Source organism: Spirosoma endbachense, from assembly GCF_010233585.1.
Classification (GTDB): Bacteria; Bacteroidota; Bacteroidia; order Cytophagales; family Spirosomataceae; genus Spirosoma; species Spirosoma endbachense.
Genome location: NZ_CP045997.1, coordinates 8,643,869 through 8,663,873, shown reverse-complemented (window position 1 = coordinate 8,663,873; position 20,005 = coordinate 8,643,869). Strand labels below are relative to the sequence as shown.

General features: G+C 49.2%; 16 protein-coding genes. 12 read left to right on the top strand and 4 right to left on the bottom strand.

From position 1 onward, the window contains the following. Positions 1-5: 5 nt before the first annotated feature. Complete coding sequence (locus tag GJR95_RS35085; protein ID WP_162390289.1) at positions 6-1,931, top strand: glycoside hydrolase family 88/105 protein; 1,926 nt, start codon at positions 6-8, stop codon at positions 1,929-1,931. Between the two features lie 77 nt (positions 1,932-2,008). On the opposite strand, the gene GJR95_RS35080 is transcribed toward GJR95_RS35085, so the two are convergent. Then, positions 2,009-3,034: a LacI family DNA-binding transcriptional regulator gene (locus tag GJR95_RS35080; protein WP_162390288.1), complete on the bottom strand. Its 1,026-nt coding sequence runs from the start codon at positions 3,032-3,034 to the stop codon at positions 2,009-2,011. Between the two features lie 334 nt (positions 3,035-3,368). On the opposite strand from GJR95_RS35080, the gene GJR95_RS35075 reads away from it, so the two are divergent. The 7 genes from GJR95_RS35075 to fbp all read left to right on the top strand — a co-directional run bounded on the left by GJR95_RS35075 (position 3,369) and on the right by fbp (position 12,485). Continuing rightward, the gene (locus GJR95_RS35075; RefSeq protein WP_162390287.1) at positions 3,369-4,904 is read left to right on the top strand and encodes a tagaturonate reductase; all 1,536 of its coding nucleotides are present in this window, start codon (positions 3,369-3,371) and stop codon (positions 4,902-4,904) included. Continuing rightward, complete coding sequence (locus GJR95_RS35070) at positions 4,901-6,568, top strand: UxaA family hydrolase (RefSeq protein WP_162390286.1); 1,668 nt, start codon at positions 4,901-4,903, stop codon at positions 6,566-6,568. Before GJR95_RS35075 ends, GJR95_RS35070 begins: the two co-directional genes overlap by 4 nt. Before the next feature lie 114 nt (positions 6,569-6,682). Beyond that, positions 6,683-8,128 carry a glucuronate isomerase gene (uxaC, locus tag GJR95_RS35065; RefSeq protein ID WP_162390285.1) on the top strand — a complete coding sequence of 482 codons (1,446 nt, stop codon included), beginning with the start codon at positions 6,683-6,685 and terminating at the stop codon, positions 8,126-8,128. A 138-nt stretch (positions 8,129-8,266) separates the two neighbouring features. Further along, the gene (locus GJR95_RS35060) at positions 8,267-9,292 is read left to right on the top strand and encodes a sugar kinase (protein ID WP_162390284.1); all 1,026 of its coding nucleotides are present in this window, start codon (positions 8,267-8,269) and stop codon (positions 9,290-9,292) included. A gap of 105 nt (positions 9,293-9,397) precedes the next feature. Further along, positions 9,398-10,066: a beta/alpha barrel domain-containing protein gene (locus GJR95_RS35055; protein WP_162390283.1), complete on the top strand. Its 669-nt coding sequence runs from the start codon at positions 9,398-9,400 to the stop codon at positions 10,064-10,066. Then, positions 10,063-11,382, top strand: coding sequence for an MFS transporter (locus tag GJR95_RS35050; RefSeq protein WP_162390282.1), 1,320 nt, complete (start codon positions 10,063-10,065; stop codon positions 11,380-11,382). The genes GJR95_RS35055 and GJR95_RS35050 overlap by 4 nt, the downstream gene beginning before the upstream one ends. Before the next feature lie 101 nt (positions 11,383-11,483). Further along, entirely contained in the window at positions 11,484-12,485 is a 1,002-nt protein-coding gene (gene fbp, locus GJR95_RS35045; RefSeq protein WP_162391987.1) for a class 1 fructose-bisphosphatase, read from the top strand. Positions 12,486-12,507: 22 nt separating this feature from the next. On the opposite strand, the gene GJR95_RS35040 is transcribed toward fbp, so the two are convergent. Continuing rightward, complete coding sequence (locus GJR95_RS35040) at positions 12,508-12,927, bottom strand: winged helix-turn-helix transcriptional regulator (RefSeq protein WP_162390281.1); 420 nt, start codon at positions 12,925-12,927, stop codon at positions 12,508-12,510. A gap of 211 nt (positions 12,928-13,138) precedes the next feature. Between GJR95_RS35040 and GJR95_RS35035 the strand changes: the two genes are divergently transcribed. From GJR95_RS35035 to GJR95_RS35020, 4 genes are all read left to right on the top strand, one after another. Further along, positions 13,139-13,498, top strand: coding sequence for a DoxX family protein (locus GJR95_RS35035; protein WP_162390280.1), 360 nt, complete (start codon positions 13,139-13,141; stop codon positions 13,496-13,498). A 480-nt stretch (positions 13,499-13,978) separates the two neighbouring features. Continuing rightward, positions 13,979-14,917, top strand: coding sequence for a pectate lyase (gene pelA / locus GJR95_RS35030; protein WP_162390279.1), 939 nt, complete (start codon positions 13,979-13,981; stop codon positions 14,915-14,917). Between the two features lie 69 nt (positions 14,918-14,986). Then, complete coding sequence (locus tag GJR95_RS35025) at positions 14,987-15,979, top strand: pectinesterase family protein (RefSeq protein ID WP_162390278.1); 993 nt, start codon at positions 14,987-14,989, stop codon at positions 15,977-15,979. A 42-nt stretch (positions 15,980-16,021) separates the two neighbouring features. Further along, positions 16,022-16,786 (top strand): rhamnogalacturonan acetylesterase, encoded by a 765-nt coding sequence (locus GJR95_RS35020; protein WP_317167025.1) that lies wholly within the window; start codon positions 16,022-16,024, stop codon positions 16,784-16,786. Positions 16,787-16,814: 28 nt separating this feature from the next. Here GJR95_RS35020 and GJR95_RS35015 read toward each other — a convergent pair whose 3' ends face one another. Beyond that, positions 16,815-18,761 carry a heparinase II/III domain-containing protein gene (locus tag GJR95_RS35015; RefSeq protein ID WP_162390277.1) on the bottom strand — a complete coding sequence of 649 codons (1,947 nt, stop codon included), beginning with the start codon at positions 18,759-18,761 and terminating at the stop codon, positions 16,815-16,817. A gap of 28 nt (positions 18,762-18,789) precedes the next feature. Beyond that, entirely contained in the window at positions 18,790-19,995 is a 1,206-nt protein-coding gene (locus GJR95_RS35010) for an alginate lyase family protein (protein ID WP_162390276.1), read from the bottom strand. Positions 19,996-20,005 lie beyond the last annotated feature (10 nt).

Sequence of the window (20,005 nt, the reverse complement as noted above, 5' to 3'; positions counted from 1 at the left end):
AATCCATGAAAAAAATAATTCTCCTTAGCCTGCTTGTACTACCCTATAGCCTGGTTGCTCAATCGAACGGGTCGACTCCGCTGCCGTGGTCACAGCGAATGGCAGCTTCCATGCTGACTACCAATCCGGATTCGATCGCTTATCCAAGGGCTAAAATGGCCCGTTGGGAGTATGAAATGGGCGTTTTACTGCGGTCATACGAACTGCTGTGGTATCGTACCGGCGACGCCCGTTATATCAATTACATCCAGAAAAATATGGACCGCTTCGTAAATGCCGATGGCACGATCCGAACCTACGATCTGGATCATTTCAATATTGATTACGTTACTCCCGGCCGGTCGTTGTTGCTGCTGTATCAGCAAACGCTGCCCAACAAGGAAAAATACCGTAAAGCTGCCGACCTGCTTCGTAAGCAACTAGCGGAGCAGCCCCGCACGAAAGAAGGCGGTTTCTGGCATAAAAAAATCTACCCCAATCAGATGTGGCTCGATGGTCTTTACATGGCCGAGCCTTTCTATGCTGAATACACGCGACTCTTTAGCCGCGATGGGAAGGATTTTAATGACATCATCAATCAGTTTGTCTGGATGGAGCAACATGCCCACGATCCTAAAACGGGGTTGTTGTACCATGGCTGGGATGAAAGTCGTGAGCAGAAGTGGGCCGATCCTAAAACCGGGAAGTCGCCAAATTTCTGGAGCCGGTCTATTGGTTGGTATGTCATGGCGTTGGTCGATGTGCTGGATTACATTCCGGCCGATCAGCCGCGCCGGGGCGAGTTAGTCGCGATCCTGCAACGGCTGATGCCCGCGGTGGTGAACTATCAGGACCCCAAAGAAGGTTGCTGGTATCAGGTGACCGATCGCGGGGGCGATAAAGGCAACTACATGGAAGCATCCGGTACGGCGATGTTCGTTTACGGGCTGGCCAAAGGAGTTCGGCTGGGTTATCTGCCCGCATCAATGATGACCTATGCGAAAAAAGGGTATACTGGTATGCTTAAAAATTTCATCTCGACTGATGAAGCAGGACTGATTCACCTCGAAAAAACAGTGAGTGTGAGCGGTCTGGGCGGAAACCCATACCGAAGCGGTAGCTACGACTATTACCTGAGTGAGCCCCTGCGTAAGGATGATCTGAAGGGTGTTGGGCCTTTTATTATGGCGAGTGTTGAAATGGAAACCGCTGAAGAGGCTGGCCTGGGTAAAGGTAAAACCGTTGGGGTTGATACCTACTTCAATCATGAGTTTCGTAAAGGTATTACTGGAGAGCAGGAGCCTTTCCACTATACCTGGGAAGACCGTCAGCACTCGGGTTTCTGGCTCTGGGGGAATACCTTCCGCGATCTGGGCGCTAAAACGGTATCGGTGTCATCTGCACCAACGGCTGCTTCGTTAAAGGGCGTTGATGTCTACATCATCGTTGATCCCGATACACCTAAAGAAACCGCCAAGCCTAATTATGTGAGCCAGGCCGACAGCAAAGCCATTAGTGACTGGGTAAAAGCCGGTGGTGTTCTGGTCCTGATGTCCAATGACACGTCCAACTGCGAACATCTCCATTTTAACCAGTTAGCTGCTCAGTTCGGGTTGCAGTTCCTTCCCAAAAACGTGAACATGGTGAAAGGCGATCAGTTCGAACAGGGCTCGGTGAAAATTTCAGCGGGTAATCCGATTTTTTCACACACCAAAGAGGTGTACATCAAAGAATTGTCTCCGCTGAGTGTGAAAGCTCCGGCTAAATCGGTCGTGAGTGCTGGTGATAATGTTATAATTGCCGTCGCTAACGTGGGTAAGGGCACAGTTTTCGCCGTGGGCGATCCGTGGCTTTACAATGAATATACCGACGGTCGGAAAATACCAGCCCGCTACGAAAACTTTAGTGCCGGAAAAGACCTGGCTACCTGGCTGTTAAAGCAGGCTAAGTAATTTGATTGCCAGTCTTTTATAGATAAAAAGTGAAGCCGGGTCTTAGACCCGGCTTCACTCGTTTAGCTTCCTGTTGATTAGGTAAGGAGCGTACTTTCTAACTGCGACGAAGCCCGCACGATTAGCTTGGTTGGAATCCGGATCGTGCCGGGCTGTGGTATTTTCTGTTTTCCCTCAATTAAATCGATAAGTCGACCAGCGGCTACCTGACCAATTTCCTGAGCAGGCTGTTCAACCGTACTCATTGGAGGGGCAAGCAGATCCGCTACTGTGGTATTGGTGAAACCAATCAGTGAAACGCCTTCAGGAATGGAAATATTCCGCTTTTTAAGCGCCGACAGGCAACCAATTGCCAGCCGGTCGCTGGCCGCGAAAAAAGCATCGGGCGACAGGCTTAATAAATCATCGACAATCGGTTCTACTTCATTATGACCGAACCCCGCATACCGGATCAGGCTTTCGTCATAGGCGATGCCATACTGTTCCAAAGCCGCGCGGTAGCCCGCCAGGCGCTCCTGTGTAATTGAAATATAGGGAGGAATGGTCAGGTGCGCAATCCGTCGACGACCCGATTGGATCAGGTGTTCAGTGGCGGCAAAGGCTCCGCCAAAATTATCCGCCGTAATACAGGGGGAGTCTATTTCCTTCGATACCCGATCAAATAGAACGATAGGTAATTTTTTCTCCTGCAACTCACGCAAATGCGAAACATCAGAGGTGCTGCTGGACAGTGAGATCAGCAGCCCGTCCGCTTTTCTGGCAACCGCCTGCTGCACCGTCGCCACTTCCCGTTCGTAGGACTCGTGGCTTTGAAAAATGATAACGTGATAGCCTCGATTGTAGGCGATTGCTTCGATGCCATTGATAGCCTGCGAGAAAAAATTATTGGCAATTTGGGGCACAACAACACCGATAACCCGGCTACGATTCTCTTTTAAACTGAGTGCAATCGGATTCGGCCGATAATTAAGTCGCTCAGCATATTCAATAACCAGTCGTTTTGTCTCCGGATTGATTTCATAACTGTCCCGCAAGGCCCGCGAGACAGTCGAGGTCGAAAGATTTAAAGCACGGGCAATATCTTTTATGGTGATCGCGTCCAAGGTGATTATTGGTAAAATACAAAAAAATATTGAGCACCAGGTGCTACTTAAGTAGAAGCTTTAAATAGGGTTCAACTACTTACACCGTAACTGGTAGTAAGGAAAATTAAAATCCGGCAACGTTCCCGATAACGTTTGCATGAATAAATATCATTTAAAATTTCAATATAAAAAACATCCTGCTTAACCTTATTCAGGCAATTCGCTACGCACTTCATCTTCCCGGTTAAGCCATTTCCACGAAAAAGATAATTTTCTGTTTTGTTCAACCTGCTCATGGAGTAATAAGCCCTATTGGAAATTATTGCTTGCTGAGGTATCGTCATTCAAGAATATGGACTCATTAACAATACAATCGCTATCAAGTATTCAGTCGCAAACCGACGTCAGCCTTCCTTCTGATGAGTTGTTACAACTTCCGGAGCGGGTACTCCAATTCGGAACGGGGGTGTTGTTGCGGGGACTGCCCGACTACCTGATCGACAAGGCGAACCGGCAGGGAATTTTTAACGGGCGAATTGTGGTCGTAAAATCGACCGATGGAGGAGATATGACAGCCTTTACCCGGCAGGATAATCTGTATACGCTTTGCATCCGGGGTGTCGAAAATCGCCGGACCGTTGAACAGAATGTTGTTTGCTCGGCCATTAGTCGGGTGTTGTCGGCCAAACAATCATGGGATGAGATCCTCAAATTTGCTGCTAGCCCTGATTTACAGATCGTGATTTCAAACACGACCGAAATAGGCATTCAGCTCGTGCAGGATGATATCCGCCAGTCGCCCCCCGAATCGTTTCCCGGTAAACTACTGGCCGTATTGTACGCTCGTTTTCAGGCTTTCAATGGTGATCCGACAAAAGGGCTGGTCATTGTGCCGACAGAACTTATTCCGGAAAACGGCACCAAACTGGAAGGAATTCTATTGGAATTAGCGCATCGGAATGGTTTGGAAAGTGCGTTTATCGATTGGCTCGAAACGGCCAATACCTGCTGTAACTCGCTGGTCGATCGCATTGTACCCGGTCGTCCTGACCCTGCTACTCAGCATGCCCTGACCGAGCAACTGGGCTACGAAGATGACTTGCTGACCATTTCGGAAGCGTTTAAATTGTGGGCCATCGAGGGCGACGAACACGTTCAGGAAGTGCTATCGTTTCATCAGACCGACGAGAACGTGATCATCCGGCCTAATATCGACCTGTTCCGTGAACTGAAATTACGCCTGCTGAACGGCACCCATACATTGAGTTGTGGACTGGCTTTCCTGAGCGGGTTCGATACTGTTCGTGAGGCAATGGACGATGAAGTCCTGTCGGCTTTTGTCAGCAATGTGATGCTGGCCGAACTGATTCCGGGTATTCCGTATCAGGTCGATGAGAAAACAGCGCAACGATTTGGTTTTCAGGTGCTGGATCGGTTTAGGAATCCATTCATCGAGCACCGTTGGCTGGCTATTACCATGCAATATTCGGCCAAGATGCAGATGCGGAATGTACCGACGTTGCTCCATTACTACCAGAAATTAGCCGTAACTCCCCGGTACATATCACTGGGCTTTGCTGCTTATCTGTTGTTCATGCGGGCCACTACGCAGGAGGATGAAGTCTGGTATGGCGAACGGAATGGCGAAGCATACCCGATCTATGATGCGCAGGCGGGTTATTTTGCTGAGCTCTGGGCCAGTCTGACACCTGAAGAATTGACAAAAACCGTATTACAAAACACAACTCTCTGGGGGCATGACCTGAGCCAGTTACCTGGCTTTGCTGATGCGGTAGTCAATCACCTGACGCAAATGCTTGATAAAGGTGTGCTGGCAACGGTGTCGGCCTATTTTGGTCAGGTGCAACCGGAAGCGCTAATAAAATGAAACAGAACGTTCTGAAAATACACCCGAACGATTCAGTGCTGGTTGCGCTGGTCGATCTGGAACCGGGTCAGGCTGTGCAATGGGAGGCATTGACCCTGACCGTTACCGAAGCGATTCCGGCAAAGCATAAACTGGCGATTCAGGCATTTGCGCCGGGAGATGCGATTACGATGTATGGGGTTTTGGTCGGAAAGGCCAAACAACCGATTTCGATGGGGGGCCGACTGACGACGTTTAATGTACAACATGCCACGAACAGCTACGACCTGCATGGCTCGTTGTACCAGTGGACACCTCCGACTGTAGACCGTTGGCAGACGCAGACGTTTATGGGCTATCATCGCTCTGATGGTCGCGTTGGAACGGCTAACTACTGGCTCGTGGTGCCACTCGTATTTTGCGAAAATCGCAACATTCAGGTGCTTGAAGAAGCCCTTGTCAGTGATCTGGGCTATTCACGACGGCATACGTACCAGCGACAAACGCAGGAACTGATGGCTTTGGTACAGGCCGGTCATACGATTGAAGAAGTATTGCAGGCTGATTTGCAGGGAGCTGAACAATCCTTCGATGGGCTCAAACGCAATCAGTTACGGTTATTCCCGAATATTGATGGCGTGAAATTTCTTTCACATGAAGGCGGCTGCGGAGGAACCCGACAGGACGCACAGGCACTATGCGGATTGCTGGCAGGCTACATTACCCACCCCAACGTTTCGGGTGCTACCGTGCTGAGTCTGGGTTGCCAGAATGCGCAGGTGGCCATGTTGCAGGAAGAAATTCAGAAGCGAAGCCCGCAGTTCGATAAACCGTTATTTGTGCTGGAACAGCAGACGATTGGTACCGAAGAATCGCTGATCAGCCAGGCGCTTCGGCAGACGTTTGCGGGGTTGATGCAGGCAAACGCCTGTGTCCGGCAACCTGCTCCGCTCAGCAAACTGAGCATCGGGCTTGAATGCGGTGGCTCCGACGGCTTTTCGGGAATTTCGGCCAATCCTGCGGTGGGACATGCCTCTGATTTGGTCGTTGCCCTCGGTGGAACCGTCATTCTATCGGAGTTCCCTGAACTCTGCGGGGTAGAGCAGGAACTCTGCGACCGCTGTGTGGATGCTGAAACGGCCGGCCGGTTCCGGGAACTGATGAGCACTTACGCCCAACGGGCACAGGAAGCCGGATCGGGCTTTGACATGAATCCGTCACCCGGAAACATCCGCGATGGCCTGATCACCGATGCCATGAAGTCGGCCGGAGCCTCCAAAAAAGGAGGGACATCGCCGGTAGTTGCCGTGCTTGACTACCCCGAGCTTGTAACCAAACCAGGCCTGAATCTGCTTTGTACACCCGGCAACGACGTTGAATCGACAACGGCTGAGGTTGGCTCGGGCGCTACAGTTGTGCTGTTCACGACAGGTCTGGGAACGCCAACCGGCAATCCGATTGCACCTGTTATTAAAATTGCCAGCAATACGGTTCTGGCCAATCGAATGCCCGACATTATCGATGTCAACACGGGAACGGTTATCGACGGCAACGAAACGATTCAACAGGCGGGCGAAAGACTGCTGGAACAGATTATCCGGGTAGCCAGTGGCGAAGCCGAAGTTGCTGCTGTCCGTCACGGACAAGACGATTTTATCCCCTGGAAACGGGGCGTTTCACTCTAAAGGGTTGACTGATAGAGTGATTGAATAATTGAATAGCTAGCGCACCATGTAGTCACAGCAATGGCGGATCGTTTATTCAATCACTCTATCAGTCAACATTCGATCATTAATTCCATGAAAAAGCCCTTTCTAAACGACGATTTTTTATTACAGACTGAAACAGCCCGGCAGCTTTATCATGAGTTTGCCAAGCCTATGCCAATCATCGACTATCATTGCCATCTGCCACCAGACCAGATAGCCGGGAATCGCCAGTTTGAGAACCTGACGCAAATCTGGCTCTATGGCGATCATTACAAGTGGCGGGCGATGCGCACGAACGGTGTAGATGAAAGCTTCTGCACGGGAAATCAGTCTGATTACGATAAGTTTCAGAAATGGGCCGAAACTGTACCGTATACGGTTCGCAACCCGCTTTATCACTGGACGCACCTGGAGCTACAGCGGTATTTTGGCATTACTGAAACACTTAACGGACAGAGCGCCCGGCGTATTTATGAGGCCTGTACCGAGAAATTACAGTTACCAGATTATTCGGTCAGGAGTCTGCTTCAACGAATGAATGTCGAAACCGTTTGTACGACCGACGATCCGGTAGATTCACTCGAACATCATCAAAAGTTGCTCGACGAGCGGGTGGCCGGGACAGAATTTGGCGTTAGTGTTCTGCCAACATTTCGGGCCGATAAGACAATGGCTGTTGAAGATGCGAGGTCGTTTAACCTTTATGTTGCCCGGCTGGAAGCGGCCAGTAATACCGCCATTACGAGCTTCAGCGATTTTCTGGAGGCTCTGCGCCAGCGTCACGATTACTTTGCTGAAATGGGGTGTAAACTATCAGACCACGGTCTGGAGCAGGTTTACGCTGAAAACTATCGGGAGTCTGACGTTCGGGCTATTTTCGACAAGATACGTTCGGGCAAATCACTTACTGATTCTGAAGTTCTGGTGTTCAAATCGGCTATGCTGGTCAATTTAGCCGAAATGGATTGGGAAAAAGGCTGGACTCAACAGTTTCACTTAGGCGCACTTCGTAACAACAACACGCGCATGTTACAGCAACTCGGTCCGGACACGGGCTGGGACAGCATCGGTGATTTTACGCAGGCTCGTGCGCTGGCCCGATTCCTCGATCGGCTGGATACCACCGATAAACTGGCTAAAACTATTTTGTATAACCTGAATCCAGCCGACAATGAACTGATGGCTACCATGATCGGCAATTTTAACGACGGGTCAGTAGCGGGTAAAATTCAGTTCGGTTCAGGCTGGTGGTTTTTAGATCAGAAAGAGGGTATGGAGCGCCAGATCAATACGCTTTCAAACATGGGTTTACTGAGCCGTTTTGTGGGTATGCTGACGGATTCGCGGAGTTTCCTGTCGTATCCGCGGCATGAATATTTTCGCCGGATTTTATGCAACCTGTTCGGGAACGACATCGAAAATGGTGAACTTCCTGACGACATGGCCTGGATGGGACAAGTCGTTCAGAATATCTGCTACGGTAATGCCAAAACCTATTTTGGCTTCAGCCACGAACCAGCTTCATTCGCTGTTTAAGGATTGCATAAAAGCAGCAGGACTTTCGTAAAAAGCTACACAGAGCTTTTTACGAAAGTCCTGAGAAATTGTTCAGAAATCACATAACGGCTTTTGCTGTCATCACGACCATGCTGACAAAAAGCACTACTTTATTCTATGACAAAAGTCTGCTGTTTTGGCGAGTTATTATTGCGGTTTTCGCCAGTATCCAATGGCGAATGGATTCGACAGACATCGATGCCAGTGTATGTAGGCGGAGCTGAGCTGAACGTAGCAACGGCGTTGGCAATCTGGGGCGTTCCGGTGAAGTACAGCACGGTTCTTCCCGAAAATTCACTGGCCAATGACATTACGGACTATATTGTCGGCAAAGGCATCGATCCATCGGGGATCGTTCGGTTTGGGCAGCGAGTGGGTAGTTATTTTCTACCCCAAGGTACTGATCTTAAAAATGCGGGCGTAATTTATGATCGGGCCCATTCTGCATTTTCAGAACTGACAGCAGGCAAAGTTGACTGGGACGAAGTGCTGCAAAATACAAGCTGGTTGCACGTTAGCGCGATCAGTCCCGCGTTGAACGCATCTGTAGCGGAGGCTTGCCGGGAACTGATGGCTACAGCCTCGGCCAGAGGAATTACTGTTTCGATCGATCTGAATTACCGGGCGCGGCTCTGGCAATATGGCGTTGCTCCAACCGAAATTATGCCTGATCTGGTTGCGTATTGCGATGTGGTGATGGGAAATATCTGGGCGGCTAACACGTTGCTGGGCATTCCCGTTGATGAACGTAGCCTAGAAAGTGACCAGCAGGCCGATTATATCAGTCATGCACAGGGTACTTCAGAGGCCATTATAAAACGTTTCCCACGCTGCAAAGTCGTTGCGAATACGTTCCGGTTCGATAAAGAACCGACTGGGTTGCGGTATTACACCACTTTATTTGTGGATGGTCAGCAATATGTTTCGCCCGAGCTACTGACCGATTCGGTCGTGGATCGGGTAGGTAGTGGCGACTGCTTCATGGCTGGCCTGATTTACGGACTTTACAATCGACATTCCCCGCAGGATATTGTCAATTTCGCTGCTGAGGCTGCTTTTGGGAAATTGCAGGAAATGGGCGATGCTACAGGGCAGACAATAGAAGACGTAAAAAAACGGATTCATTCGGTAAGTATTTATTAATTAGTCTTTGGTTTGTTATTTTTCGTTGACTAATGCGTCTAACCGTAATTGACAAATCCACAAGCCTAATGCCAACTCTCTTAATCATTTTAACACAAGGTTATTATGCCGGTTTTCTCCCCCGAAAAAATTCTTGATCTGGTTATACAGCATCCTATTGTTCCAGTGTTTTACCATGCTGATGTCGACCATGCCAAGGCGATTGTACAAGCCTGCTACGATGGTGGTTTGCGCGTGTTTGAGTTCACAAATCGGGGCGACAAAGCATTGTCAGTCTTTACGCAATTAGTAGGTTATGTACGGGAACAGTGTCCTGGCATGGCAATGGGAATCGGTACGATACTGACACCCGCATTGGCCATCCAATTTATTGACGCAGGAGCTGATTTTGTGGTGCAGCCAGTTACAACTGCCACTGTAGGCGATGTGTGCCGGGAGCGGGGTATTCCCTGGGTGCCTGCCGGATCAACCCTGAACGAGATTTACCAGGCTACTTTGCTGGGTGCCAGTCTGGTGAAAGTTTTTCCGGGAAATGTAGTTGGCCCCGATTTCATCAAAGCCATTAAAGGGCCGATGCCGGGTTTGAAATTGATGGTTACAGGTGGCGTTGAGCCGACGATCGACAGCCTGACAACCTGGTTTCGGGCGGGCGTTACGGCCGTTGGTATTGGCTCGCAATTATTTTCGGGCAAAAGTGCCGAACCCGAATTCCTGCGCGAACGCGTAGCAGCCCTTGTTCAAACGATCTCTCCCTTTATTCCGCAACCTGTATGACTAAATCCATAGGAAATTATCGCTGGACTATTGTTGCGTTGTTATTTTTTGCGACGACGATTAACTACCTCGACCGGCAGGTGGTGGGCTTGCTTAAACCCACTCTGGAAAAGGAGTTCAATTGGTCAGAGATCGATTACAGTCGAATTGTACAGGTGTTCTCGGCAGCTTATGCCATTGGGTTGTTGCTCTTTGGGCGGGTTATTGACCGTATTGGCACCAAAACGGGCTACACGATCGCCATTGTTTTCTGGAGCATAGCCGCTATGGCACATGCGCTGGCAACCAGTACGTTTGGCTTTATTCTGGCCCGGATCGGGCTGGGGCTGGGTGAGGCCGGAAACTTCCCGGCGGCTATCAAAACGGTGGCTGAGTGGTTTCCCAAAAGAGAACGTGCACTGGCAACGGGTATTTTTAACTCGGGAGCTAATATAGGAGCTGTCATTGCACCCGTTGTGGTCCCCTGGATTCTGGGGATATATGGGTGGCAGATGGCCTTCCTCGCAACAGGAGCGGTAGGTTTCATTTGGCTGATTTTCTGGTATATTGGGTATGAAATACCCACTAAACAGGCTAAACTGTCGAAAGCTGAATTTGATTACATTCACAGCGATAATGAAACGACGCCCGACGAAGCCGCTGATCACGGAAAACCCGTTTCGTGGGGCAAACTGCTGAGTTTTCGGCAAACCTGGGCGTTCGTTTTCGGGAAGATGCTTACTGATCCGATCTGGTGGTTTTTCCTGTTCTGGCTTCAGGATTATTTTTCAACGACGTTCAATCTGGATACCAAGAAGCCAAATTTATACCTGGCAGTCTTATACACGCTGGTCAGTATTGGCAGCATTGGTGGTGGCTATCTGTCATCGTGGCTGATTGGACGGGGCTGGAGTGTGTGGAGAGCCCGTAAAACGGCTATGTTCATTTTCGCGCTGCTGGTCGTTCCGGTTATCGCGGTTCGGTTTGGGCCAGGCATCTGGACGGCGGTGGCGCTGATTGGGCTTGCCGGGGCAGCCCACCAGGCCTGGAGCGCCAATATCTTTACGACGGCCTCCGATATGTTTCCCAAACGGACCGTTAGCTCAGTAGTTGGTATCGGAAGTATGGCAGGCTCAGTAGGTGGTATTATATTCCCTGAAATTGTTGGACGCGTTCTGGATAGCTATAAGAAAGCAGGCGATTTACAAAGTGGATACGGAATTATTTTCCTGATTTGTGGCTCAGCTTACCTGCTTGCATGGCTTGTTATGCACTTGCTTACCCCAAAAATGCAGCCCGTTAACCTGGAGCCTCAACAGTCGGAGCCAGTAGCCTAAAGTTGATTTTATAGATATTGGTATTCTGTCTTTGATTTGTCAGTGCCAGAAAAACAAAACCACAAACCAGTTTTCAACTCTCTCTTATGGACGTTCAACAGATGGAAATAACAGCCTCACATCCACTCGCGCTGCCAGTTGGTGTAACCCTCGACCGGTACATCATGCACCGCCAAACGGCATTCCCGTATGCAACCGGTGAACTCTCGCAGTTACTGCGCGACATTGCACTGGCCGGAAAAATCATTCATAGAGAGGTTAATCGGGCCGGGTTGATCGATTTAACGGGCGGAATGGGCGTTCAGAACGTGCAGGGTGAAAGCCAGCAGAAGCTCGATATGATCGCTAATATTCGCTTTAGCCGGGCGCTGAAAAATGGGGGTGAAGCCTGTGCTATTATTTCGGAAGAAGAGGAAGATATTATTTACACGGGCAACAATAACGGTAAATATGTTGTCGCGATCGATCCGCTGGATGGATCATCCAATATCGATGTAAACGTGTCGATAGGCACTATTTTTTCGATCTATCGGCGCGTTACACCCATTGGTACGGCGCCAACGCTGGAAGATTTTCTTCAGGGAGGGCGTCGGCAGGTCGCAGCTGGCTATATCCTTTATGGTTCATCAACCATCATGGTTTATACGACAGGGCACAGCGCCAACGGGTTCACCTACGATGCGTCGCTGGGCGAATTTATCCTGTCGCATCCCGACATCCACAGCCCGGTTGATGGCCAGATCTATTCCTGCAATGACGGAAATCTGGACGACTATGAACTTGGTGTTCAGGACTACCTCACAACGTGCCGCCGTAACAAGTATACGGCTCGTTATATTGGCTCGCTGGTGGGCGATTTTCACCGGAATCTGCTGAAAGGAGGTATTTATTTATATCCTCCAACGAAGAAGAATCCGGATGGTAAACTTCGTCTGCTTTACGAAGCGTTTCCACTGGCATTTCTGGCCGAAATGGCTGGCTGTTTAGCCTCGTCGGGTCAGCAGGCAGTTCTGGATATCAAACCATCCGCCCTACACCAGCGTACACCTTTATACATTGGTTCGCCGGTTATGGTTGACAATCTGGTTAACTTGTTGAAATAGCGGTTGCAACTTCCCGAAAGTATCAGGCTTCCGGGAAGTTTGCGTCTATGCTGTGGTCTTTCTTTAAAATACGTTCCCGGTGCTGAAGCCCCCAATTCCGAAGGGCTTCGATGACACTATCCAGTGTTTCGCTATAAGGGGTTAGCTCATATTCGATGGTTACGGGCGTTGTTGGATACACGTGTCGTATGAGGAATTCATTCATTTCCAGTTCCTTCAATTCTTTACTAAGCACGCGGGCGGTAACGGTGCGAATGGTTCGCTGAAGTTCCCGGAAGCGCATAGGGCCGTGGCTTAACGCAATGATGATTGGGAGTTTCCACTTTCCATTCAGTACATAGAGCGCATCCTGCACACCTTTCAGGCTTTGTGTACACTCGACAATGGTAGGGTGTTTTCGCCCCCATGCATATGGTACGGCCTCTTCAATGACTGCATTCATAGGTTGTGTATAGTTAATGGAGGTGCCTTTTTATTGGTACCTCAGGTCTCTCTTTTGATTGAATAAAGATAACAGGAAGGATTCAATCGGGTATGCGGTATCCCAAAAGATAGCGCTATCCTTTGGGATACTGCTACTAAATGGATAGTTAGTTCATGTACGTTTGTCCTGTCGATTGACATCGAAAAAACAACCTAACTAGTCCAAAGAGATGAATCCAAAAATAAAACGTATTGCCACCATTGTCGTGACGGTTCTGGCCGCTGGAATGGTGATATTGAGTGGCGTGATGAAATTAACGCACTCGGCTCAGATCGTTGAAACACTCTCCAAAGTGGGTGTAGGGCCCTACATTACGATGCTGGGACTAATGGAAATTGGCTTTTCTGCGCTGTTTCTGTACCCAAAAACAATGAAGCTGGGCTTTATTCTATTGTCTTGTTACTTTGCAGGCGCCCTGGCGACCGAACTTTCGCATGGCACGCCACTGAATGCGCTGACTCCAATGATACTCATCTGGATTGCCACCTTCCTGCGTGACCGGAACGTATTCCTGGCAACGGCTGAATAATAAAGCGTAAGCGCTTATAGAAAGCCAAATCAAGTTTAAGGGATTAATAAACAAACAGACCGGCATGCCGGTCTGTTTGTTTATTGACAAACTAGTATTCCTGTAAAAGTTCTATACTGTTGTCAGCGTATGGCTGCTTTTTGACCTGCATCAGATTATCCTGATCCAGCGCTTCATCTAAAATTAGTCGTATATAACCATCAAAAAAATCGCTTTGATAACGTTCCCGGCAACGATTGCGTAAAAAAAGTCAATCAATTAATTGTTCATTACAATTCTTCGAACAAGTTTTAGTCTGTTATCCATAGCTTGGTATTGCCTTTTTCGCTACTTGACGTGAGCCTAAAATCGAGTTTTCAATCAATTGTCCTACTAGTCGGAACGCTACTAAGTTTTGTTTTTTCAGGCAATTGCTCCATTTCCAGAGGTAGCACAATCCCGGCGATTTCCGAAATTCCTAAAGATTCGATAGCAGAGCGAATGCTGTACTATCAGCGAAGCAACGGAGGTTGGCCGCAGCCAGGGGGAGATGCCATCAACTATAACCGTATCCTGACATCAACCCAGAAACAACAGCTTATAGCGGAGAAAAATAACCTCGATGCAACCATCGACGATAAATCTACAACCCACGAAATCAATTACCTGGTCGCGTCGTTCAAACAAACCCAAAACGATGACTATCGGAAAGCAGCCGAACGAGGAATCATCTACCTGCTGACGGCGCAGAAAAAAAACGGAGGCTGGGCACAATTCTATCCCGATTCGAGCAGTTACCGCAAGCAGATTACCTATAACGACAATGCCATGGTCGATGTGCTTTGGGTTATGAAATCCATCACAGATGGAACAAATTCGTTCGATGTGGTTGATAAACAACTTGTCCCAAAAGCGCAAAAGGCCGTCGATCGGGGTGTCGATTGTATTCTGAAGACCCAGTATAGTCAGAAGGGAATCCTGACTGCCTGGTGCGCCCAGCACGACCGTATTACCTTACAACCTACGGGCGCCCGTACATTTGAGTTGCCATCCCTAAGTGGCAATGAGAGCGTTGGTATTCTGGAATTTTTAATGAGTATCGACAACCCATCGGATCGGATCAGGAAGTCCGTTCGGGCGGCAACGGCCTGGCTTGAATCGGTCAGATTGCCGGATATCGCGACCAAAATCATCATTGATCCCAGCCAGCCGAAGGGTAAAGATGTTGTTGTTGTGCAGGAGCCGGGCTCAACCCGTTGGGCCCGATTTTATGATCTCGACACAAACAAACCGTTCTTTTGCGGTCGGAATGGGATTAAGAAATACGCCCTTGCCGAGATTGAAAACGAACGACGGGTTGGCTATGCCTGGTATGGCATCTGGCCTGCCAAATTGCTGGCTACCGATTACCCAAACTGGGCAAAGAAGTGGGGTAAATAAATTACTGCGTTACTGACCTGACCGTGAGTTAATTATCCTGGTTTCCTGATAACTGGATTTGAAAAAATAATGGTTCTGAAAAACGCCGTTTGTCTGCTAGTCTGTCTGGTTATTCCCGGCTTGATGACGTTTGCCCAGAAGCAGCACATCACAGTTGCTCAGGATGGGAGTGGCGATTATAGAACTGTGCAGGCGGCCCTGAACATGGTTCCTTCGAATAATAAAAGCAGGATCGTTATTTACATCAAAAAAGGCGTTTACAAGGAGAAATTGGCCCTCGATTCGACTCAGCACCTGGTTACACTAATCGGTGAAGAGAAAGGCTCGACACTATTGACGTACGATGATTATTCCGGTAAAGCCCTGCCCGATGGCAGGACATTAAGAACGTCGACATCAGGCTCGTTTTACATCTTCGGCGACGATTTTCGGGCTGAAAATCTCACTTTTGAAAACACCGCTGGCAGGCGGGTTGGTCAGGCTGTGGCTGCTTTCGTTACCGGCGACCGGGCGGTGTTTGTCAATTGCCGGTTTCTGGGCAATCAGGATACGTTATATACCGGGATGCCGGGGCAATATGGCCGTCAATACTATCTGGATTGCTATATCGAAGGAACTATTGATTTTATCTTTGGATCAGCAACGGCGGTCTTTGATCACTGCACGATTTTTAGCAAAACCGGCGGAACATACATCACCGCAGCGTCAACACCCGAAGGCAAACCGTATGGTTTTGTATTCCTGAATTGTACACTCACCAGCGATGCCCCCAAAGCCAGCGTTTATCTGGGTCGCCCCTGGCGGGATTTTGCCAAAACAACGTTTATTCATTGCCAGCTTGGCGAGCACATTCAACCCGCAGGATGGCATAATTGGGATAAGCCGAACGCAGAAAAAACAACGTTCTATGCCGAATATGAATCGATTGGGTCGGGAGCGAATCCGTCAGCCCGAGTCGATTGGTCACGGCAGCTAGCCAAAGATGAGGTGAAATCCTATAAAACAGAAACGATTCTGGCCGGTGATGATCATTGGAAACCGGATGAAAAACTGACAAAATAGGGTTTAAACCAACTTTTTCGAACGTTTATCAATACGTAAATTATGATGAGCAAATCATTTTTTTTGAAAAGCGTCTGTTTTCTTACCCTGTCAGTTTTGCTGGCCTTCGCTCCGCCAGCGAACAAGATTACCGTATACCTCATTGGCGATTCCACGATGTCGATAAAGCAGGTGAAGTACTATCCTGAAACAGGTTGGGGTATGCCATTCGCCTACTTTTTCGATGAGAGCGTGACCGTAGACAACCGGGCGCAGAATGGGCGGAGCACGCGGACATTCATCGAAGAAAATCGCTGGCAACCCGTGGCCGATGGACTAAAGGAAGGTGATTATGTCTTCATCCAGTTTGGGCACAACGACGAGGTGAAAACCAAGAAAAGCTATACGGCAGAAGGTGAGTTTCGATCAAACCTGATCCGCTTTATTACCGAAACCCGAACCAAAAAAGCAACCCCCATACTCATCACGCCCGTTGCCCGCCGACAGTTCGATGCGGCCGGAAAGATTGTTGATACGCACGCAGTTTATTCCGAAATCGTGCGGGCCGTGGCAACCGAGTACAAAACGCCAATGATTGACTTAGATAAACAGGGCCAGGACCTCTACCAACGGGCTGGCGTCGAAAACTCCCGCCTTTTTTTCAACCAGCTTGCGCCGGGCGAACATCCCAACTATCCGGAAGGGAAAGAAGACAATACACACTTCAACGAACTCGGGGCCCGAAAAATAGCAGAGCTGGTTCTGGCGAACATCAAATCGTTAAAACTCGATCTGGCCGACCGAATCGTGAAGCCAGAGACAAAATAAGGGTGATTTGCCTTGTCCTTATACGAGCTTATTCACTCGCAACAACAAAGTTGAGTTTGTCCGACGTTTTAGGGGTGAGAACGGTGAAATTGATGCGGTAAATCGTATCGCCCCATTTGGTAATAATACCACGATCTTCAGGCGAATCCAGTTTCACTTTTTCGACCGACGGCTGCATCTGTCTGGGATTGTACTTGACTACAAAATTTTTGGGTTGCCCACCTTTGGGATTGTAATGAATAATCAGCTCGCCGGGTTTGCCGACTTCGGCGGGATAGGCAGTCATCAGATGTTGCGTTAGCGCATTGGCCGTTTGCAGGCTGATTACATCATCGATCTGAACGTTTTTGCCCCGGTTCAGCCGAATGGTTCGCTGCCAGCTGTTTACGCCCGCTTCTTTCGGGTAGGCCCGTGAAATATCGACAGCAAACTGGGTAGCTGCATTGTCGGCTTTGTAGGTAACATTCGACGCTTTAAACGACATGCCGGGTGGCTGATTCTGGCCGTTTATCGTCGGCAGATTGTGGTAGTCTGAACAGTTGTACCAGATATCGTAGCGCTTATTACTGAATGTTTTAGCCGTGTAGGTGCCTCGCCCAACATCGATCAGCAGTGGTTGGCCATCGTAGTAGATCACATAATTGCCAATATCGTTATGGTTGTGGCTTTCATCATTGTGTCCTCCTTTGGCAGCTACATAAAATCCTTTGGTGGTTCCTTCCTGGTCGCGGGCGGCAAATACCTGAAGGTCTGGTAGCCAGACGTTTTTGGGGAGCGGTAAACCCTGCGGAGCTTTCTGGTATTCATCCTGCATGAACAGCGAATAAAAGTGCCTGAAGTAATGAAATTTGCCAACGGTGCCATCTTCCGGCTGGCGGTAAAAGGCTCCGAATTTCATCATGTCAGGATCGTTGATCGCCTTACCATAGCGGTAAATCATGGTAGCTGCCATGCCGGGTTGCGGATCTGCGTCGGCAAAGTTCAGAAAGTATTTCTCGCTGATCTGAGCCCGGTAGATGAACCGGCCCATGTTGCGAAATTTCTCATCGGCATAGACGTACTGAAAGGCATCGTTGCTGGCCAGATTCAGCATGGCAATGTTGTCGTACAAAGATGCTGCTGCGGCCCCCCAATAGCTGGGGCCTTCGTCGCAGCCACCATCCTGCGGATACGGATTCAGAAACTCATCCAGCACGTCCAGCAATTTGGCGACCGATGCGGTTCGTTTCTCATCGTCTTTTTCGAGAAGCAGCGTCGCATTGAGCCAATTGGAGCAAATCCAGGGGTTCCAGTTGTTGGGTGCCCGCCCATTGGCTGTTTTGGTCATCCAGCCGTGTGGTTTCGTCATCAGTGGCTCAAAAATCCGGTCGTTGGTTTCGTTATAGATCCGTTTCCGGATCTGGGGAGATACCGCATCCAGTTTATCGCCCAGATAATAATCGACCCAGGCCAGGTAAGTAGCGGTTTCAGCGGCAAATAAATCGACAAAGGGTTTCGATACGTCCATTAGCCCGGCATACTCTTTCGATTTGGGCAAGTGAGCGGGTACACCCCAGAACGACTCTTCGCAAATAGACCAGACACCGTCGATAATAGGATCAACAAACCGGCCTTTATTCTCGTAGATTTCGGCCAGCAATAGGGTTCCCAGCACTTCCCGTTTCTCGAAACTCACAGCCTGAAACTGATCCCGGTCACCCGTCCGTTCGATAAGTAGCGATTTTGTTGCCGGGATGTAGGGCCATTGATAGTTGAGATACGATTCTGCCTTTTCTAGGTACGCCTTCATCATGTTCTGATCGGCTTTAGCCCATCCGGCGCGGTCGTCCCGTTTGGGAAAGGGTGCCCACTGCGCCTGCGGAATCAGCACTTTTTTTAATTCACCCGGCGGGAATTTTCCACTCAGCAAATCCTGATCTTGGGCGTAGGATGAAAGACTGAGCAAGGCAGCAACCAGCAGCAGAAATGACTTCATGGGGAGAGGAAAAGGGAAAATCAACGGCTTAGAACAGGGAGTTTGTTAGGATAAAAAGGCTGTTTTCTTTCTGTTGATGACCCGATGAAAAGGCCGGTTCTGCAATTTTATACTTGGCCGATGCAACGGTCGCCAACGGCTGAAATTCCTCCGTATGGATGGCTTTGATTTGCTGATGTTCCCAAGTTTTTTTCCCTTCGGCGTAGGGGAGCAGCCATAGAAACGCCTTTTTTACGCTTTTCCCGGTTGCTGTTTCGTAGTTCCACAAGTCAATCTGCACGTTTTCTGCCAAAAGGGCAATCCCGAAAAAGCCCTGTAAGTTCATCACCGAGTAATTCCAGGAAAGTGTACGGGCCAACTCGTGTGGTTGGCTGCCATCGGCCTTTAGCTGACTCTCAATTCGTTTCATGGTCTTTTGCTCGATAATCTGGCGGGCCAGGGTTTTGTTATCCGTAAAAAGAGCCAGGCCAATCGACTGGAAGTCGTAGTAAGTGCCATGATTATTGTGCTCGTCTTCTTCGTCTTTCCCGATCGGGCTTGTGAGCATCCAGTCCAGAAACTGCCGAAACCAATTCTGTAAAGCTGCGTGATCGCCCGGTGTCCAAACTGATGACCCGCGTAGCAATTGAACGGCATCGGCCAGTTTCGCAAAGGCCCGACTGTCAATGAGGCCAATGCCCCGGCCATCGGTGATGCCGGGAATCGCCTGCCCGTAATTCAGATTCGGGTTCATTTTGGAGTCTGTATTCAGAAACCAGACACGAAGTAAGTCGGCAGCTCGTCTGGCGTATTTCTCATCATCGGAGAAATAATAGGCCACGGCCAGCAGCTCAACATCATCACATAAGTTCTTCAGATAGGTGGCGTCATTAATGGCAAACCGATCTGGATTAACCTGCCCATCTTTCCGAATGTAAGGCAACCCATTGGGCTTGGTCGAATCGGGCCACCAGTACGGCCCCACACTCATATAGTCGTGTTTATCGCCACTGGGCGGAGTCTTACTTTTAGCTGTTACGGTGTAAGTAGCATGCTTCAGGGTTTTATCCGCATCGGCAATCAACCTTTTGGCTGCCTGCACCAACGTCTGATCGCCCGCTTTGATTTTTGCCTTATTGGTCCGTAAAAAATCCGCATTCAGCAGAAAGGTAGTCGGTTTGGAGGGCGACTGCGCAGCTGAATCAACAGTTAAAACAAGAAGAAAAATAAAGCCGTATACTATAAATTTATTCACGTGGCTTCGC

Excerpts from the sequence above, each read along its gene's own strand:
- GJR95_RS35055 (WP_162390283.1), top strand. The coding sequence starts at position 9,398 with ATGCCGGTTTTCTCCCCCGAAAAAATTCTTGATCTGGTTATACAGCAT.
- GJR95_RS35020 (WP_317167025.1), top strand. The coding sequence starts at position 16,022 with ATGATGAGCAAATCATTTTTTTTGAAAAGCGTCTGTTTTCTTACCCTG.
- GJR95_RS35035 (WP_162390280.1), top strand. The coding sequence starts at position 13,139 with ATGAATCCAAAAATAAAACGTATTGCCACCATTGTCGTGACGGTTCTG.
- GJR95_RS35085 (WP_162390289.1), top strand. The coding sequence starts at position 6 with ATGAAAAAAATAATTCTCCTTAGCCTGCTTGTACTACCCTATAGCCTG.
- GJR95_RS35025 (WP_162390278.1), top strand. The coding sequence starts at position 14,987 with ATGGTTCTGAAAAACGCCGTTTGTCTGCTAGTCTGTCTGGTTATTCCC.
- GJR95_RS35040 (WP_162390281.1), bottom strand. The coding sequence starts at position 12,927 with ATGAATGCAGTCATTGAAGAGGCCGTACCATATGCATGGGGGCGAAAA.
- GJR95_RS35050 (WP_162390282.1), top strand. The coding sequence starts at position 10,063 with ATGACTAAATCCATAGGAAATTATCGCTGGACTATTGTTGCGTTGTTA.
- pelA (WP_162390279.1), top strand. The coding sequence starts at position 13,979 with ATGCTGTACTATCAGCGAAGCAACGGAGGTTGGCCGCAGCCAGGGGGA.
- GJR95_RS35060 (WP_162390284.1), top strand. The coding sequence starts at position 8,267 with ATGACAAAAGTCTGCTGTTTTGGCGAGTTATTATTGCGGTTTTCGCCA.
- uxaC (WP_162390285.1), top strand. The coding sequence starts at position 6,683 with ATGAAAAAGCCCTTTCTAAACGACGATTTTTTATTACAGACTGAAACA.
- GJR95_RS35075 (WP_162390287.1), top strand. The coding sequence starts at position 3,369 with ATGGACTCATTAACAATACAATCGCTATCAAGTATTCAGTCGCAAACC.
- GJR95_RS35015 (WP_162390277.1), bottom strand. The coding sequence starts at position 18,761 with ATGAAGTCATTTCTGCTGCTGGTTGCTGCCTTGCTCAGTCTTTCATCC.
- GJR95_RS35070 (WP_162390286.1), top strand. The coding sequence starts at position 4,901 with ATGAAACAGAACGTTCTGAAAATACACCCGAACGATTCAGTGCTGGTT.
- fbp (WP_162391987.1), top strand. The coding sequence starts at position 11,484 with ATGGAAATAACAGCCTCACATCCACTCGCGCTGCCAGTTGGTGTAACC.